Source organism: Alkalihalobacterium sp. TH-98 (assembly GCF_057473385.1).
In genome coordinates this window covers 340,442-357,488 of record NZ_JBYCKM010000045.1, presented here as the reverse complement: position 1 = coordinate 357,488, position 17,047 = coordinate 340,442, and the positions used below count along the sequence as shown (strand labels likewise).

Here is a 17,047-nt window from a genome sequence, read left to right as displayed (position 1 = left end):
CAAAAGTCAAAGCAGACGTAACAGAATAGATTGATTAACCTTGCAAAAAAGTGGCTGATAACTTGTTATCGGTCACTTTTTATATTTATATTAAGAGATTCTTTGGCTGCCTACACCATTTCGGCATATTACCCATATGTTATTAATATCTTGTACGTAAAGAAAGGGAGATTCAAGATGAGTGAAAACTTCAATCCAAATAACCAAAAGAAATTAATGGAGTTAGTTGTAGGTCAAGTATTAAAGAAGCACGATGTCAGTCCTACAGATATAGACTTGTCTAGAAAAGAGAGAAGTCAAATTAGAGAGATTGTTGCAGATATTGAAAGTGAGGTGCAACAATTTCTTGAAAACCAAAATAAACGACTAACAGAACAAGACTTTTCAACTGAAAGCACATCAACACCTCAAACACCACAAGTAAATCAAGCACCCCAGCCAAGTACACCAAAACGTCAAACCTTCCAATCTGCTAATGATGTTACATCCGTAAAAACCTTTTTCAATCAATATCGAAGAAAGTAAGCCTAGCAGCTCCAAATTTGTTGGAGCTGTTTTTTTACATTTGGACGATTTAATCAGGGTATTTGTCCAAACAAGGTTCACTTGTAGTACATAAGTTGAAGTAGATACACGAAAAGGAGGAATAACTGATTATGAGCAACCAAGAAGTTTTCTATTCAACTGATAAGAAAAAGTCAGATTGGTCAGCATTAGATCCTAAAAAGAAACACCCATTATGCCCACCGAAAAAAGAAGATGATGTTACACAAGTAGCTGAACAGACGAATAAAACAATTCAGTTATCTGAAGAGCTTATTATGATTAAGGATTCTTGTGATGTTTCTGTAAATAGTACTGATACTAAAGCTGCACTATCTCTTCAAGCTTCATTACAAGCAGCTATTGCAATTGTAATTAGTATTTCAATTGCAGACAGTTCAAAAGCAGAAATGATTACGCAAGAATTACTTCAATCTTCTAAGATCAAGCAAGTAACGCAACAAAAAACGATTATTGAAAACTCACGTAACGTCAAAGTTACAACAACTGATACTCAAGTGGCAGCAAACATTCAAGTGTTACTTCAACTATTACTAGCGTTACTAGTTCAAATCGACATTCTTTAATAAGAAAAGCGCAAGGCGCAAAAAAGACTCTCCCTGGTACCAGGCACCTTTAATAAATTAAAGAGGTGTCGTGGTAAAGGGAGAGTCTTATGTTTATGCCAAATGCGGCGGGATATTATGATGATGGCCTGGCAGCATCGTGTTATGCATATAAGGCGGAGCTGGTTTAAGTTTAGGCTTTCTACCAAATGGAACTGGTTGCGCCACATACTGAAATTGCCCCATACTATCCATACTTGGTCCACTTGCCCATCGTCCTCTACTACTTTCTTCACCACGTGATAAATTGAAGAAGGTATATGAAACTTCTTGTTTTTCCAAATGCCGAGGGAACGTACTCGGAACAACAATATTTTCTTGAGCTTCTAGCTCAGCGATAGCAGCTTTCCACATATTTTGGTGCATCGTATCACGAGCAATTAACCATGAAAGCATATCCTTAACTCCACGATCATTCGTCATTTCATAAAGCCTTACTGCTTGAAGTCGTCCCTGAGACTCATAAGTTAGGTTCATACGAAAATCAGCTAATAAGTTCCCACTCGCATTAATATAGCTTGCTGTCCATGGGTTACCCACACTGTCAGCAGGCATGGCACCTAAGCCAGAAACAATTGCATGCTGTGGATTCATACCACCTAAGATTGCTCCAATGACAGGATCTTTTGCGGCATCCTCTAAATCCCCCACTGGTGCACCATCAAGTAATCTTGCAATCATCGTTGCTAGCATTTCAATATGTGCCAACTCTTCTGTTCCAGTGTCCATAAGTAGATCTCGGTACTTTTCGTCTCCTCTAAATGACCACCCTTGAAATAAATATTGTAATGCTACTGATATTTCGCCAAATTGGCCTCCTAAAATCTCTTGCAATTTTTTTGCAAAGACTGGATCTGGACATTCAGGTTTAGCAGGATGTTGTAACTCCTTTACATGATAAAACATGTTAATCACCTCCATACTTATTACATTCGGTGACTAGAATGTCCTATTCCAAAAAAAGGTGAGGACACTATAACAAGTGTACCTCACCTTTTTTATCATTATTGATTCAATTTTTGCTCGACCTGTTGACAAACTTCTTCAGCCGTCATTCCTTGTGCTGAAATAACAGATCCAGCTGTAACCACATTTTGAATCCCCATCATATCTTGGTCTTGGCCTGTAATTACGCAGCAATCGCAACCATTTGCATCTTGCTCTTGCTTTAATTGAACGACATCATAGCCTCTTGATTGAAGTTCTTGTTGTACAGCAGTTAACGATTGTTCCACACCAATTTTTGGCATGACATACACCTCCAAAAACATTTCAATTATTTGTTTCACTGTTAGGTTGTACAAAAAAAGGATTTTTATTCTAATTTTGTTATTATCTAAAGTATCCAAAGTCTCTAATTTTTGCTTCTACGTTACATGTAACATGTATCGTTGGGAATACCTCTCTCCAATCCATCTGTTTCCAGTCATTATAACTCATACTATTTCTAACATATCTCCCTATTCCAATACTATCTGCATTTAATTGTTGCATAGTCTTAATAATATCTTCGACTTCGTTTTTTATATAATTCTCAATCTCTCTCTCTAATCGATGTTGCCCTTCCTCACTCGCAACCTCTAACTTGCCATTATACTCCAGTAATTGACCACGTACCCAGATGTTCAGTACAATCTCAATATCATTCGGCCCATGATGTATCACGTTAATCTTTTTTCGATTTACGACCGAAGAATATAATACTTGTACAGGTCGTTCGACACCTTCCTCTTTAAACGACATTTGTAAGGCACCGCCAGTGAATTTTCCGCTTAAAAAAAAGAAAATGCGCGCTTGTTTAGGCTCAATTTTTCCTACATAACGATCGTCTTGAAAAAGAGCAATTCCATCAACGATAATATCATCTATGCCTTTTTTTAGAATAGGGGCAACAGGATCAATACCTTTATCCATCCAGTCCCTCGTAAATTGATAAATCCTAACTTCAGGTATCATATTTAAATTTGCTTCTTTTTCGAGTAGTTGATCCACATACCTGCTTGTCCTCGGATGTTGCTTGTAATCTTTGATTAATAAATCATGCGCTTTGCCGTTTACAACTGCAATTTTAACTCTTGGACCAAAAATCGGATCTCTATTCATCGTTTCAATATTCTCACCGATTCCATGTTCCGAAAGTTCTAATCCAAAAAACAATGTCCTTAATTGACCACTTACAATTTGTCGATTTGATTTACGAGAAATAGCGAGCATTGCCTCTTTATCACTATTTGCTAATGTTGTTAAAACTTCTCGCTTCGCACCCATTTCTGGGTCTACTTGAGGAATAGACACAGTTACAAGTAATCGATTGTCAGCTTCATGTTGTTTTGGATCAGCGATATCCAATGACATCCCTTGAATGAAACCTACCTCTTCAATAATTCTCTGGTCGGTACAACCAACTAACAGAACGACTAATAGAAGCCATTGAATTATCTTCATAGCTGCACCTTCCTTCTTGCAATCGGTAGGAGTAACAAGACGAGCAGGGGCAAACCGAACGCCACACCGATTTCAATCACTGCTAAATACGTTAACAACGTCTCTAATTCTGTATAGGTAGTGAAAAAGTAAGTAATTATATAAGCAAAACCAACTATTATAATAATACTTTTCTTCTCTTTGACTTTTGTACCCATATAACGAAACGCCTCTATTGCTCCCCATATAAAGAAAACCCCCGTTACAATGATTTTTATGATAAAAACAGGCACAATTAAATTGTCTACTCTTTCTAAGAACGGGGCCTCAATGTATGCAAAAAGCTCCAGAGTCGGAAACTGAATTTTAACTAATTGTTGTAGACTGTAAAATCCAAAACAAATTAACGAGGTGTATCCGTAAACGAAGGTTGTCACTAAATTACCAAGTATCATAGAACGAACTAATTTGGCACTCTTTTTTACATATGGTGTTAATAAGAACATAATTTCAAAACCAAGAAAAGAGGTATAAACGGATGAAATTTGAAATAGGGAGAGATCTCCGTCCTTAAACAAAAAAGAAGTTAATCGAACGAAATCGAATTCCCTAAAAAAAATCAAACCTAATAACAACGTCCATATCGAAAAATAAAAAAAGATTGTTGTTGCTTTTATCATGTTCGTTATTCCTAAATTCAAAAAAACAAAAACTATAATAAACATAGTTGTAATAAACCAAAAAACATGCGTTGTTGGAAAAAAGATAATTTGAATAATAATCGCAAACTGCTTTAATACAAGGGCAGCGATTGCACACCACAAGACAATGATGATAAAGAACAGTAGATAGTAAATCCACTTTGGCAATGCAATTGAAATCACTTCAAACATAGAACGTTCGCCAATTCTCTTATATACAAATGAAAATAAGCAAATATTCAATATAACAAAGGCTGAAAGAGGAAAAATTGCAATCCAGCCATTGGTTCCAAACACCTCTCCTAGAATTCGAGGAAGAGCGAATATGACGACGCCAGACTGAATCATATACGTTAATACAATTAAGTGAAATTGATACTCTCTTCCTTCCATTCTCTTTCACACTACTTTCTTATTTTCGTTTTAATTTTGTTCTTAGGAACAGCTTCTGACGTCCTTTCTTTGTCCGCCCAGAACGGCGCCCTTAGTATAGATGTTTTTAAATCTGAAACTACTACTGGTGCTACGGGTGTTAGATAAGACATTTGCAGACTTGTAACTTTTACTAAGTGCAGGAGGATGAAAATGATACCAATTAACAGCCCGAAATTCCCCAATGCTCCCGCTAGAATAATGAGGCCAAATCGAGCAATTCGTATCGAAGCACTTAACATATAGCTCGGTAGAACAAACGAAGCAATTGCCGAGATAGCTACAGCAATAATTAATGTATTACTAACTAAACCCGCCTGTACCGCAGCTTGTCCGATAACGATCCCGCCAACAATACCGATGGTTTGTCCAATCTTAGTCGGTAACCTTGCTCCTGCTTCTCGTAAAAGCTCAATCGTAATTTCCATAATTAATGCTTCTAAAAGCGGCGGAAACGGTACCCGGTGGCGTGACTCCGCTAACGATAAAAGCAACGTTTCCGGTATCATTTCATAGTGGTACGTTGTAACAGCAACATAAAAAGCCGTAAACGTAATTGTGATAACGATAGACAAATATCGTAATAATTTAGTTGCTGTTCCGATGGCCCAACGTTGATTTTTATCATCTGGCGAATCAAAAAATTCAAAAAAATTCGTCGGCGCAATAAATGCTGTTGGACTATTATCCACCAGACCGACTACCTTACCATTAACAAGTTGATTGACAACCACATCAGGACGTTCCGTGGTAATAAATTGTGGGAAGATCGAGTTAGGATGTTCATCAATTAATTGAACAAACATATCCGTATCGTATATCGCATCAATTTCTATTGCTGAAATCCGATCTTTTAGTGTATTAACAAATACTTCATTGGCAATGTCTTCCATATACAATATCAAAAGATCCGTTTTTGTCACTTCGCCGGCACGTAGTTTTATAACTTTTAACTTTGAGCTTTTAATTCTTTTACGAATGAGAGATAAATTCGGCTCTAACCCTTCAATAAAAGCATCGTGAGCACCAGTAATTGTACTTTCTGTCTCTGTCTGTTCAATTGCACGATTTTTCGGTTCATAGGCATCTAATAAAAACACTTGTTGATTATAAAAAATCACTACATTGCCATCTAAAATTCCTTCAACCACTCTTTCAGTGCTTTTTCCTATTTCAAATTGTTGACTAGTAAAAAGCTCAGAAGGTTCAAGATTATGATTAAGTGGGTTTAATATTTCTCTTTCAAAAATGTCCTTACTAATTAGAGACTTGAAATATAAAAAATCAATTTGTAGTGAGGGCATTGAATAATGTTTAATATCTGAGCAATTTTCAAACTCTTTTTGAATTTCCTGCAATGTAATTGGGTTATTGATTAAGTCCCTGGGTTCTTCTTGCTTTTGTTCATGTTGCTCTGATAAAAGCTTGTTTTTAACTCCTAGAAGTTTTTTCATCGAACGAACACCTCGGTACAATATGTGTTCATATTTTTTTCATTTATTAGAAGTTTATTCTGATTTTACATTGAAATAAAAAAGACCCTCACATATAGTGAAGATCTAGTTTTCTGATTTATAGTGCAAGTAATTAATTAAGTGTGTGACAGCAACTTCTATCGCCTGTTCACTTGGCTCCAAGCGGTTATCATGAAGGCCATATGGACTGTTGACTCCAAGCCAGAACATAAAGCCCGGAATTTCTTCTAGAAAATACCCAAAATCCTCACCAGTCATTGCTTCTGTACATTCAATCAACTCAAAGTTTGAATGATCACGAGTGAAATTAATAAACTCACGGGTTAACTTTTCATTATTATAAACTTGACAATAGTTTGCACCGTAATCAATTGTTGCGCTACATTCAAACCCTGCTTCTATTCCTTTAACAAGTGCTTCAATTCGCTGTTTGACTTTTTGCATCGACTCAATGGACAGCGTTCGTATCGTTCCTTCAATACGTGCCTTTTCCGCAATAATGTTCTGCTTTGTCCCACCTGTGATTTTCCCAATAGTAACGACGGCTGAATCAAGTGGATCGACATTTCGCGATACAATAGACTGAAGTTGAGTTACTAAATGGGCTCCGGCAACGATCATATCCCTTGTTGTATGCGGATAAGCAGCATGCCCACCTTGCCCTTTTAAATCAATAAATAATTCAGACGTATTTGCAAAAAGCAGCCCTTCTCTTGTTGCAATTGTACCTACAGGATACTCTGGAGCGATGTGTAAGGCAACCATTTGATCCGGTCGCCACTCTTTTAAAATATCTGATGCCAGCATTGGCTGTGCCCCGCCTGGACCTTCTTCTGCAGGTTGGAAAATAAATAAAAGGTTATCTTTAGGTTGTACTTTTGAAAAATAAGTAAGCACTCCTAAAGCAATTGTCATGTGGAGATCATGACCACAAGCATGCATTTTCCCAGGATGAGTCGAACGAAATGAATAAGATGTCTCTTCATCCATAGGCAACCCATCAATATCAGCACGATAGCCAATCATCTTTGAAGGGTCACTGCCTTGAACCTTTACGACGACCCCTGTTTTCCACGTTTTAATTTCTAGATGCGTCTTCGGTAATTGGTTGATATATTCTAATAGAAAAGCTTGTGTTTTCACTTCTTCAAACCCTAACTCTGGAATTTGATGAAGTGCCCTTCTTACTTCTACTAATTTAGCTATATCAATCATTGGTTAAGCTCCTTCTCCTGCACAAGCTCGAGTTTTGCTTCTAAAACTTTGGTGAATTCATCTATTTCTTCTTCCGTGAGCGTGAGCGGCGGGAGTAGACGAATGATCGTTTGTTGGGTCACATCGACTAAATAGCCTTCTGCCAACAGGTCTCGTTGCAACTTCTTTGCATCTTCAGGAGCAAGGAGTGTTACTATACCAACCATCATTCCTTTACCACGAATTTTTTCTAATACTTTAGGATTTTTGTCTTTTAAACGATTTAGTTTTTCATGTAAGTATTTTGAACGAGCCACTGATTTCTCCAGCTCACCATCTTCTAGTAAAACCTTGAACACTGTATTACCAAGGGCAGCACTTAATGGTGAAGGTGCAAAAGTTGTCCCGTGATCACCAGGTTTAAATAGATGACTTAATTCGTTTGAAACGATAATACCTCCAAGCGGTAAGCCACCACCAATTCCTTTAGCAAATAAAATTAAATCTGGTGAAAAACCTGCGTGTTGATAAGCAAAGATTTTTCCAGTACGTCCAATCCCTGTTTGAATTTCATCCATACAACAAAGCACACCATATTTTTTCGTCAAGTGAGCAACCTCACGTAAATACTCTTCGTCTAATGGTAAAATACCACCTGATCCAAGTACCGGCTCCATTAATACAGCTGCAGGATTTTTTGTCTTAATGATTTCTTCTAGCTGGTCAAGATTATGAGGTTCAACTTCATAAACCGGCATATCCGTTACAGGAAAATCTTGATAAACACCCGGTTGCCGAGTTAATTTTATTGCACCTAATGTTCTGCCGTGAAAACTCTTTTCTAGAACAACGACACCACGATTATTCTTTTCTCCATCTTTCGTCCACTTATGAATTAACTTAATCGCAGCCTCTGTTGCTTCAGCCCCTGAATTCGTAAAGAAAACTTTTCCGTCAATTGACTGCTCAACTAACGTTTTCGCTAATTGAATAGCTGGTTGATTTAAAAACACGTTTGAAATATGTAAAAACTTTTCACCTTGCTCCTTAATCGTTTTAACTATCTCTGGATGAGAATGACCGAGTACATTAACCGCTAAGCCGGTAAATAAATCAAGGTAGGCTTTTCCTTCCGTATCAATAAGATGATTTCCTTCACCTTTTTCAATCGTAATCGGTAAACGATTATACGTGGACATCATATATTGTTGATCAAGGCTTTGCCAATCTGTCATGAGTGGCCCTCCTTTTAGATAGAATTGAGGCATCCATCAAGCGGGAAGCTCAATGAATGCCGTAGTTGATTAGTTATCTTCGTTTAAGCGACGTAATTCTTGTTTAATTTCAGTTTTCCCTTTAGTTTTTTCATCAATCTCTTTAATTACACGAGCTGGAGTTCCAGCAACAACCGTATTTGGAGGAACATCTTCCGTAACAATTGCCCCTGCAGCTACTACTGCACCTTTACCAACAGTAACACCTTCAAGAATTACTGCGTTAGCTCCAACAACTACATCATCTTCAACTACAACTGGTTTTGCAGAAGGTGGCTCAATTACACCTGCTAATACTGACCCTGCGCCAATATGACAATTTTTCCCAACTGTAGCACGTCCACCCATTACAACGTTCATATCGATCATCGTGCCTTCGCCGATAACTGAACCGATGTTAATGCTTGCACCCATCATAATGACTGCATTATTACCGATTTCAACTTGGTCACGAATGATTGCACCCGGCTCGATACGAGCTTGGATATTTTTCATGTCAAGTAATGGGATCGCTGAATTGCGACGATCATTTTCTACTACATAATCTTCAATTTTTGCTTCATTTTGCTGAATTGCAGCTTCGATCTCTTTCCACTCTCCGAAAAGAACCCCTACATTTCCTGTAATAAATGCTTTTGTTTCAGAACCAAAGTCGATTCCTTCTAAATCACCTTTAATATGTACTTTAACTGGTGTCTTTTTCACACTATTTGAGATAAAAGAGATAATTTCATTTGCATCCATCATTTTCATAGTTTAAGCCTCCAATAATTTTCTATCTTTTTAAATAAGTATGAGAAAAATGTCGTTCTGTATCATAAACACATGACGAATTTTTCCGATAGTATGATTGTACCAAAAAAGCTAACAGACCTCTATTATAACATCCCACATTAATAAAAAAATTCTCTACATGTTTGAAATTCTTTATCAAAAAAGCAGGAATTTTAATAGGATATGACGAATATTTATTCATCAATAGTCTAGGAGGAGAAATTATGTCAATACAAACTGCTGACTTACACGATGCACATGGAGATCAACTACTACTCGCTGAACCAATCTTTCAATTTTGGGGTCAGAAAAAAACGTTTGAAGGACCGATTTGTACTGTACGTGTTTTCGAAGACAATGTATTAGTCAAAAAAGCTCTTCAAGAAGTTCCTGAAGGAAGTGTCCTCGTAGTTGATGGTGGCGGATCTAAGAAATGCGCTTTAATGGGTGATAACCTAGCTGAAATTGCTGTTTTACGAAATTTAGCGGGAGTTATTATTAATGGCTGCATTCGCGATTCTGCACAAATTAAAGAAATGAATATTGGAGTGTTTGCAATTGGAACAAATCCTATTCGCAGTATCAAAAAAGGTCTAGGCGATACAAACGTCCCTGTACAATTTGCAGGAGTGAACTGGGAACCTAACCATTATGTTTACGCAGACAGCGACGGCATATTAATAGCGGAAAAGAAAATTGACTAAACTTTGGTACAAAATTAATAACAGAACGAGCACATGGCATGTGCTCGTTTTTTTACGCCTTTAGAAGAAAAAAAAGAAGGCTGACTACAATTTGCAGCCAGCCTTTCAAAATTATATTTAAATTGATGAGAGAGTTTTGTTAGAAAACCGCTATATAACTTATTACTTTTGGAATTGTGCTTCTTCAGTTGAACCTTTAAGAGCTGTAGTTGAAGAAGTACCACCAAATACAGTTTGAGATACTTGGTCGAAGTAACCAGTACCAACTTCACGTTGGTGACGAGTAGCTGTGTAACCATGCTCTTCAGCAGCAAATTCAGCTTGTTGAAGCTCAGAGTAAGCACCCATACCACGAGTCTTATAGCCACGAGCAAGTTCAAACATGCTGTAGTTAAGAGAGTGGAAACCAGCAAGTGTAACGAATTGGAATTTGTATCCCATTTTCCCAAGTTCTTGTTGGTAAGTTTCGATTGTATCTTTGTCAAGGTTAGCTTCCCAGTTGAATGAAGGCGAGCAGTTATATGCAAGCATTTTCCCAGGGAATTTTGCATGAATAGCATCAGCAAATTGCTTCGCTTCTTCAAGGCTTGGTTTAGAAGTTTCGCACCAGATAAGGTCAGCATATGGAGCATAAGCAAGACCACGTGCGATCGCTTGATCGATACCAGCATTTGTACGGAAGAAACCTTCTGGAGTACGCTCACCAGTAATGAATGGAGCATCTAATGGATCGATGTCGCTTGTAATTAAGTCAGCTGCATCAGCATCTGTACGAGCAATTACTAGTGTTGGTACACCAGAAACGTCTGCTGCAAGACGAGCTGATACTAAGTTACGTACAGCTGTTTGTGTAGGGATAAGTACTTTACCACCTAAGTGACCACATTTTTTCTCTGAAGCTAATTGGTCTTCAAAGTGAACACCAGATGCACCAGCTTCAATCATACCTTTCATAAGTTCAAATACGTTTAACTGTCCACCAAATCCAGCTTCAGCGTCAGCTACGATTGGTGCGAAATAATCAACTTCGCCTTCGCCTTCCATATGTTGGATTTGATCAGCACGTTGTAAAGAGTTGTTGATACGCTTAACAACTTGTGGTACTGAGTTTGCAGGATATAAACTTTGGTCAGGATACATGTGACCTGCAAGGTTAGCATCAGCAGCTACTTGCCATCCACTTAAGTAGATTGCTTTTAGACCAGCTTTAACTTGTTGTACCGCTTGACCACCAGTAAGTGCACCAAGTGCATTTACATAAGGCTCTTCATTTACAAGCTTCCATAATTTTTGTGAACCTAAACGTGCTAATGTATGATCAATTTGAACAGAACCGCGTAAACGAACTACTTCTTCAGCTGAATAAGGACGCTCGATACCAGTCCAACGTGGATCATTATCCCACTGTTCTTGTAATTTCTTAGCTTCTTCTTGAATGTTTACTTTTGCCATAATCTCCATCTCCCTTTTCTTAAGAAAATTTTAATTTATGATTGAGGTATTATTTCTAGTTGATCAATGCTATGTAAGTTTGATTATAGAGAATAGTTGATTACTAGTTGACCAAAATCTTAGATAATAATAGGTCTCAATCACTGACCCCAACTTCTTTACTTCTTTTCTGTATTACTACAGTTTGTTGTTTACAGTTTTATAATATAACAGATAATTAGAAAACTCAACCACTTTTTTTCATTTTTTAAATCTTTTATAAATAGTCGTAATATTCAATCTTTTAACTTGTTAGTTAAAATACATATTGTCCTGAAATACTCTTATATTCCTGATGAACGCCTTAACTATAAGCAACTTTCTTAAAAACCATAAAACAATTACTCAAGATAAAGCCCGTCTAGTAAAAAATAATAATTTTAGGTCACTAATGCTCTCCTCATACTCGGATTTTCATCATAACTGTTACATAAATAAACTAACCTACAAAACTGTTATGAGACAGATATTCTTCATAAGACTTTATAGTTTCAATACTTTCAGATTTTTCGGTTGAGTTTCTACTGTAAGTGTGTTAATTTTGTACTCAGAATAGCAATATAAATAATTTTATTATGAAATATCCACTAGGGGTGCTTTTTAAAAGCTGAGACTGGCAAATGCCTAAACCCTTGTACCTGATCTAGATAATACTAGCGGAGGGAAGTGGATAGTCGGAACAGCGAATGAGCAATGTTGAACCATTAGTTCGTAACTGACTATTCAACCACTTCCCTTTTATAGGAAGTGGTTTTTTTATGCTATTTTGGAGTACGGTCAGTGTTTCATTTTAATATTGAAAGGAGTGAGTCTGTTGACTAAAACATCTATTGATCTACTACTTCATCAAATCGATGAGCGAAAAGAGGAACTTGTTGGTCTAGCCAAAACATTAATTCGCTATAAAACACCAAGCCCACCTGCTCGAAATACTGCTGATGCACAAGAATTCATTGCTACATATCTACAGGAATTAGGGTTCACGATTGATAAGTGGGATGTGTATGAAGGTGATCCAAATGTAGTTGGAGTTTTAGCTGGAACAAATTCTACAGAATTTAATAGCCTCCTTATTAATGGTCATATTGATGTCGCCTCTATTGAAGAAGGTGAAAACTGGGATCAAGATCCTTTCACCCCAGTTGTAAAAGATAATATCTTATACGGGCGTGGAGCTGCTGATATGAAAGGCGGCCTCGCTGGCGCTTTATTCGCTATCAAGCTATTAAAAGAAGCTGGGGTTGACCTTCCTGGAGACCTTACTTTCCAATCGGTCATCGGTGAAGAAGTTGGTGAGGCAGGAACACTTGAGTGTTGTAAAAAAGGGTATGATGCCGATTTCGCTGTCGTAGTCGATACGAGTGACTGCCAAATCCAAGGACAAGGCGGAGTCATTACTGGCTGGATTACAATACAAAGTGCACAAACGTTTCATGATGCAAACCGCCGAAGTATGATACATGCCGGTGGTGGTTTATTTGGAGCAAGTGCCATTGAAAAAATGACAAAAATTATTGAAGGGTTAAAAGATCTTGAGCAATATTGGGCAGTTACAAAATCATTCCCTGGATTCCCAGCTGGAATGACAACGATTAATCCAGCTGTTATTGAAGGTGGACGTCATGCAGCATTCATTGCTGATCGATGCTCCTTATGGATTACTGTACATTTTTATCCAAATGAAAACCATGAAGAGATTGCAAAAGAAATTGAGGAACATATCCTTAATGTCGCAAAAGCTGACCCGTGGCTTCGAGATAACCTCCCAACATTTCGTTGGGGTGGAACATCAATGATTGAAGATCGCGGTGAAATCTTCCCTTCTCTTGCAATTGATGAAGAGCACGCCGGCCTTCAAACATTGGCACATGTTCATCAGTCTGTCCTTCATGAAAAAGCGACAGTCGGAATGTCCCCCACAGTAACAGATGGAGGCTGGCTTGGAGAAGCAGGCATTCCTACCGTTATTTATGGACCTGGAAAGCTCGAGCATGCCCATGCCGTAAACGAACAACTTTCAATTGATCAACTCGTTCATTTTACAAAAGTAATGACACTATTCATTTACGAATGGTGTCATACCAGAAAGATGGAAGTACCTGTTTAGTGGCGTATACGAACAAAAAAATCAAGGAGTGATTTTAATGCAATTTACAGATCGTTTATACGAAAAAGCAAAACCGATTTGGAGAAAAAGCCATGACCATCCGTTTGTTCAAGGAATTGGCCACGGTACGTTAGATATTGAAAAGTTTAAGTTTTTTATGCAACAAGACTACTTGTATCTCATTGAGTATGCACGTTTATTTGCATTAGGAAGCCTTAAAGGAACTGACCTTAAAACGATGTCAACCTTTGCAAAATTACTAGACTCTACATTAAATGTAGAAATGGATTTACATCGTCAATATGCACGTCGTCTTGGAATTAGTGAGGCAGAACTTGAAGCAACAAAAGCCGCTCCAACTACTCTAGCTTACAGTGGTTATATGCTAAATGTTTCCCAACGCGGTTCATTAGCAGACCTCGTTGCCGCTGTCCTGCCGTGCACTTGGAGTTATTATGAGATTGGAACTGAGTTAAGTAAAATTCCTGGAGCACTTGAAAATGAAACATACGGTGAATGGGTAAAGATGTACGCCTCTGAGGAGTTTGGGGAACTAGCTGATTGGCTTATCAATTTAATGAATGAACTAGCAGGAGGAAGAACAGAAGCCGAACTAACGGCTCTTGAAGAAATTTTTCTAAATACAAGTCGCTATGAGTATATGTTCTGGGATATGTCTTACAAATTACAGATGTGGCCAACAGATGATGAGCAATAATGTCTTATCGTTTGACGGTGTTTCATTTTCCTATAAAGGAAAAAAGAAAGAAAAGGTAACACCCATTCTTGACCAATTATCTTTAAGCATCCAAGGTGGCGAATTTGTTAGTTTATTAGGACCGAGTGGATCTGGCAAGAGCACTATTTTCAGATTGATAACAGGGCTGGAACAACCGACAAAAGGCTCAATTTCTCTGTATGGAGAAGTGGAAAAGAAACGCTTAGGCAAAGTCGGTTACATGCCCCAACAAGATATGCTACTCGATTGGCGTAATATCCTTGATAATGCGTTTCTACCACTTGAAATTAATGGATTTACTAAAAAAGACAAAAAAGAACAGGTTTTGGAGTTACTTGAAGAATTCGGGCTCAAAGGACATGAATATGACTATCCCCATCAGCTGTCTGGAGGAATGAGACAACGAGTCTCTTTTTTGCGGGCCATGCTTGGCGGAGGGAACCTGTTACTTCTTGATGAACCTTTTAGTGCACTAGATGCAGTAACACGTCTATCCATGCAAGAATGGCTTCTAGATCAATGGCAGAAGCTTGAAAAAACAGTTATTTTTATTACTCACGATGTAGATGAAGCATTATTTTTATCAGACCGTGTGTTTCTTTTCTCGCAATCGCCACTATCTACTTTTAAAGAAATACAAGTGCCACTGTCGCGTCCTAGAAAAATAGAAGACTTACTTTCGCCTGAACTCGCAACAATTAAAAGTGAATTACTAAGGGAATTACGGCAGCAGGTGAAACTATGAAACAATTAAAGCATTATACAAGTTCAGTCGTCCTTTTACTCCTGCTGCTTATCGGTTGGGAAATAGGTGCAAATCAGGTGAATAAACCTTTTATATTACCATCACCTACATTAATACTAGCGAAGATGGTTGAATTGCATGACGTTCTTTTTAAAGTCCATTTACTTGCAACACTAGAAGTCATACTGATTGGCCTGTTTATCTCGATTGTTTTTGGGGTTAGCTTAGCCGTATGGATGAACATGAGCACACTTGCTGAAAAAACATTTTTTCCTATTGTGATTGCTTCTCAAACCATACCCATTATTGCTCTAGCACCTATTTTCGTGTTGTGGTTTGGCTATACCATTTGGAGTAAAGTGGTTGTTACTGTTCTTATTACATTCTTTCCAATAACGATTGGCGTATTTGACGGTCTTCGATCTACAAGTAAAGATCATATCGATTTATTACGAACAATGGGAGCTAGGCGCTGGCAAACTTTTTTTAAAATTCAAGTTCCAACTGCTCTGCCGTATTTCTTCTCTGGCTTAAAAGTAGCTGTTACTTTAAGCGTTATTGGAGCAGCAATCGGTGAATGGTTAGGAGCTAATGCAGGTTTAGGTTATTTTAGCCGCAGAATGATGACCCAATTTGATGGCGCCGGCGTTTTTGCCCCGATTGTCTGGTTATCAATTCTTGGCATTACTTTATTTTTAATCGTTAAAGCACTCGAAACTTATTTACTTAAATGGAGGAAAAAATCATGAAAAAACTATCGATGTTTGTTCTTTCTCTTGCAACCGCATTAAGCTTAGCAGCGTGTGGTGCTGGTGATCAACAACAAGAAGAAACCGAAGAGGCAACTGCTGGAGATCCAACAGGCACAACTGAAACAGAAGAATTGACTAGTATTGATATTATGCTCGATTGGTATCCAAATGCTGTCCACTCTTATTTATACGCGGCATTAGAGGAAGGTTACTTTGAAGAAGAAGGATTAGATGTAAAGATTGTGTTCCCTGCCAACCCAACAGATCCTATAAATTTGGCTGCTTCTGGGGGGGTGACACTAGGGATTACATATCAGCCTGATGTCATTATGGCCCGTACAAAAGATGTTCCAGTCGTTTCTATCGCTGCTATCGTTCGTTCACCTTTAAACCATATGATGGTAATGGCTGACAGTGACATTGAGTCTCCAGCAGATTTGGAAGGCAAAACGGTTGGTTACCCAGGGATTCCTGTTAATGAACCAATTTTAAAGACAATGGTCGAAGCTGATGGCGGTGATTACAATCAAGTAAATTTAATGGATGTCGGCTTCGAACTAGGTTCGTCGATAGTAAGTGAGCGCGTAGATGCTGTGATCGGAACTTACATTAACCATGAATATCCTGTGTTAAAGCACCAAGGACATGAAATCCGTTACTTCAATCCTATAGATTACGGTGTTCCTGCATATTACGAGTTAGTTATTGTAACCAATGAAGATCAATTAGAAGAAAAACGTGAAGAGATTGAGGCCTTCTGGCGCGCAGCTGTAAAAGGGTATGAGAAAATGAAAAATAACCCTGCAGAAAGTTTAGATATCCTATTTGCAAATCAAGACCAAGCCAATTTCCCTCTTATTCGTGAAGTTGAAGATCAAAGCTTAGAAATTCTGCTTTCTAAGATGGAAACTGAAAATGAAAGTTTTGGAAGTCAAACCAAAGATTCTTGGCAAGAAGTCATTGACTGGTTATTATCTGCTGGACTTATTGAAGAGGCTCCTGAAGTAACTACAATTTTTGAAAATATTACTGAATAACCATTTAGAAAAGTGCAAGCACCCGGTCA

General features: G+C 37.9%; 17 protein-coding genes and 1 riboswitch. Of the genes, 8 read left to right on the top strand and 9 right to left on the bottom strand.

The window, feature by feature from the left end; translation table 11 throughout:
* Positions 1-177: 177 nt before the first annotated feature.
* Both AC2VNP_RS17355 and AC2VNP_RS17350 read left to right on the top strand, forming a co-directional pair.
* Complete coding sequence (locus AC2VNP_RS17355) at positions 178-525, top strand: hypothetical protein (RefSeq protein WP_486918544.1); 348 nt, start codon at positions 178-180, stop codon at positions 523-525.
* Between the two features lie 131 nt (positions 526-656).
* Positions 657-1,130, top strand: coding sequence for a spore coat protein (locus tag AC2VNP_RS17350; RefSeq protein WP_486918543.1), 474 nt, complete (start codon positions 657-659; stop codon positions 1,128-1,130).
* Between the two features lie 93 nt (positions 1,131-1,223).
* Here the strand turns inward: AC2VNP_RS17350 and AC2VNP_RS17345 are convergent, their stop codons facing one another.
* The 8 genes from AC2VNP_RS17345 to dapD all read right to left on the bottom strand — a co-directional run bounded on the left by AC2VNP_RS17345 (position 1,224) and on the right by dapD (position 9,422).
* Positions 1,224-2,075, bottom strand: a complete 852-nt coding sequence (locus AC2VNP_RS17345) for a manganese catalase (protein ID WP_486918542.1) — start codon at positions 2,073-2,075, stop codon at positions 1,224-1,226.
* A 98-nt stretch (positions 2,076-2,173) separates the two neighbouring features.
* The gene (locus AC2VNP_RS17340) at positions 2,174-2,419 is read right to left on the bottom strand and encodes a YkuS family protein (protein WP_486918541.1); all 246 of its coding nucleotides are present in this window, start codon (positions 2,417-2,419) and stop codon (positions 2,174-2,176) included.
* An 82-nt stretch (positions 2,420-2,501) separates the two neighbouring features.
* Positions 2,502-3,614 (bottom strand): Ger(x)C family spore germination protein, encoded by a 1,113-nt coding sequence (locus AC2VNP_RS17335; RefSeq protein WP_486918540.1) that lies wholly within the window; start codon positions 3,612-3,614, stop codon positions 2,502-2,504.
* Positions 3,611-4,687: a GerAB/ArcD/ProY family transporter gene (locus tag AC2VNP_RS17330; protein WP_486918539.1), complete on the bottom strand. Its 1,077-nt coding sequence runs from the start codon at positions 4,685-4,687 to the stop codon at positions 3,611-3,613. The genes AC2VNP_RS17335 and AC2VNP_RS17330 overlap by 4 nt, the downstream gene beginning before the upstream one ends.
* Before the next feature lie 11 nt (positions 4,688-4,698).
* Positions 4,699-6,180 (bottom strand): spore germination protein, encoded by a 1,482-nt coding sequence (locus AC2VNP_RS17325; protein ID WP_486918538.1) that lies wholly within the window; start codon positions 6,178-6,180, stop codon positions 4,699-4,701.
* A 105-nt stretch (positions 6,181-6,285) separates the two neighbouring features.
* Positions 6,286-7,416 (bottom strand): N-acetyldiaminopimelate deacetylase, encoded by a 1,131-nt coding sequence (locus tag AC2VNP_RS17320; RefSeq protein WP_486918537.1) that lies wholly within the window; start codon positions 7,414-7,416, stop codon positions 6,286-6,288.
* Positions 7,413-8,630 (bottom strand): aspartate aminotransferase family protein, encoded by a 1,218-nt coding sequence (locus tag AC2VNP_RS17315; protein ID WP_486918536.1) that lies wholly within the window; start codon positions 8,628-8,630, stop codon positions 7,413-7,415. Before AC2VNP_RS17315 ends, AC2VNP_RS17320 begins: the two co-directional genes overlap by 4 nt.
* Positions 8,631-8,699: 69 nt before the next feature.
* Positions 8,700-9,422 carry a 2,3,4,5-tetrahydropyridine-2,6-dicarboxylate N-acetyltransferase gene (dapD, locus tag AC2VNP_RS17310; protein ID WP_275117774.1) on the bottom strand — a complete coding sequence of 241 codons (723 nt, stop codon included), beginning with the start codon at positions 9,420-9,422 and terminating at the stop codon, positions 8,700-8,702.
* Between the two features lie 245 nt (positions 9,423-9,667).
* Here dapD and rraA point away from each other — a divergent pair, with 245 nt between their 5' ends.
* On the top strand, positions 9,668-10,147 hold the full coding sequence (gene rraA, locus AC2VNP_RS17305; RefSeq protein ID WP_486918535.1) for a ribonuclease E activity regulator RraA: 480 nt from the start codon (positions 9,668-9,670) through the stop codon (positions 10,145-10,147).
* A gap of 162 nt (positions 10,148-10,309) precedes the next feature.
* On the opposite strand, the gene aceA is transcribed toward rraA, so the two are convergent.
* On the bottom strand, positions 10,310-11,599 hold the full coding sequence (gene aceA, locus AC2VNP_RS17300; protein ID WP_486918534.1) for an isocitrate lyase: 1,290 nt from the start codon (positions 11,597-11,599) through the stop codon (positions 10,310-10,312).
* Positions 11,600-12,217: 618 nt separating this feature from the next.
* A riboswitch (TPP riboswitch) is annotated at positions 12,218-12,320 on the top strand.
* 132 nt (positions 12,321-12,452) lie between these two features.
* Here aceA and AC2VNP_RS17295 point away from each other — a divergent pair.
* From AC2VNP_RS17295 to AC2VNP_RS17275, 5 genes are read left to right on the top strand one after another with little or no spacing between them, the layout of a single operon-like run.
* Positions 12,453-13,745, top strand: a complete 1,293-nt coding sequence (locus AC2VNP_RS17295) for an acetylornithine deacetylase (protein WP_486918533.1) — start codon at positions 12,453-12,455, stop codon at positions 13,743-13,745.
* Positions 13,746-13,782: 37 nt separating this feature from the next.
* On the top strand, positions 13,783-14,463 hold the full coding sequence (gene tenA / locus AC2VNP_RS17290) for a thiaminase II (RefSeq protein ID WP_486918532.1): 681 nt from the start codon (positions 13,783-13,785) through the stop codon (positions 14,461-14,463).
* Positions 14,453-15,229: an ABC transporter ATP-binding protein gene (locus tag AC2VNP_RS17285; protein ID WP_486918878.1), complete on the top strand. Its 777-nt coding sequence runs from the start codon at positions 14,453-14,455 to the stop codon at positions 15,227-15,229. Before tenA ends, AC2VNP_RS17285 begins: the two co-directional genes overlap by 11 nt.
* Positions 15,226-15,978 (top strand): ABC transporter permease, encoded by a 753-nt coding sequence (locus AC2VNP_RS17280; RefSeq protein ID WP_486918531.1) that lies wholly within the window; start codon positions 15,226-15,228, stop codon positions 15,976-15,978. The genes AC2VNP_RS17285 and AC2VNP_RS17280 overlap by 4 nt, the downstream gene beginning before the upstream one ends.
* Positions 15,975-17,018 (top strand): ABC transporter substrate-binding protein, encoded by a 1,044-nt coding sequence (locus AC2VNP_RS17275; RefSeq protein ID WP_486918530.1) that lies wholly within the window; start codon positions 15,975-15,977, stop codon positions 17,016-17,018. The genes AC2VNP_RS17280 and AC2VNP_RS17275 overlap by 4 nt, the downstream gene beginning before the upstream one ends.
* Positions 17,019-17,047 lie beyond the last annotated feature (29 nt).

Excerpts from the sequence above, each read along its gene's own strand:
- AC2VNP_RS17355 (WP_486918544.1), top strand. The coding sequence starts at position 178 with ATGAGTGAAAACTTCAATCCAAATAACCAAAAGAAATTAATGGAGTTA.
- AC2VNP_RS17350 (WP_486918543.1), top strand. The coding sequence starts at position 657 with ATGAGCAACCAAGAAGTTTTCTATTCAACTGATAAGAAAAAGTCAGAT.
- AC2VNP_RS17345 (WP_486918542.1), bottom strand. The coding sequence starts at position 2,075 with ATGTTTTATCATGTAAAGGAGTTACAACATCCTGCTAAACCTGAATGT.
- AC2VNP_RS17340 (WP_486918541.1), bottom strand. The coding sequence starts at position 2,419 with ATGCCAAAAATTGGTGTGGAACAATCGTTAACTGCTGTACAACAAGAA.
- AC2VNP_RS17335 (WP_486918540.1), bottom strand. The coding sequence starts at position 3,614 with ATGAAGATAATTCAATGGCTTCTATTAGTCGTTCTGTTAGTTGGTTGT.
- AC2VNP_RS17330 (WP_486918539.1), bottom strand. The coding sequence starts at position 4,687 with ATGGAAGGAAGAGAGTATCAATTTCACTTAATTGTATTAACGTATATG.
- AC2VNP_RS17325 (WP_486918538.1), bottom strand. The coding sequence starts at position 6,180 with ATGAAAAAACTTCTAGGAGTTAAAAACAAGCTTTTATCAGAGCAACAT.
- AC2VNP_RS17320 (WP_486918537.1), bottom strand. The coding sequence starts at position 7,416 with ATGATTGATATAGCTAAATTAGTAGAAGTAAGAAGGGCACTTCATCAA.
- AC2VNP_RS17315 (WP_486918536.1), bottom strand. The coding sequence starts at position 8,630 with ATGACAGATTGGCAAAGCCTTGATCAACAATATATGATGTCCACGTAT.
- dapD (WP_275117774.1), bottom strand. The coding sequence starts at position 9,422 with ATGAAAATGATGGATGCAAATGAAATTATCTCTTTTATCTCAAATAGT.
- rraA (WP_486918535.1), top strand. The coding sequence starts at position 9,668 with ATGTCAATACAAACTGCTGACTTACACGATGCACATGGAGATCAACTA.
- aceA (WP_486918534.1), bottom strand. The coding sequence starts at position 11,599 with ATGGCAAAAGTAAACATTCAAGAAGAAGCTAAGAAATTACAAGAACAG.
- tenA (WP_486918532.1), top strand. The coding sequence starts at position 13,783 with ATGCAATTTACAGATCGTTTATACGAAAAAGCAAAACCGATTTGGAGA.
- AC2VNP_RS17285 (WP_486918878.1), top strand. The coding sequence starts at position 14,453 with ATGAGCAATAATGTCTTATCGTTTGACGGTGTTTCATTTTCCTATAAA.
- AC2VNP_RS17280 (WP_486918531.1), top strand. The coding sequence starts at position 15,226 with ATGAAACAATTAAAGCATTATACAAGTTCAGTCGTCCTTTTACTCCTG.
- AC2VNP_RS17275 (WP_486918530.1), top strand. The coding sequence starts at position 15,975 with ATGAAAAAACTATCGATGTTTGTTCTTTCTCTTGCAACCGCATTAAGC.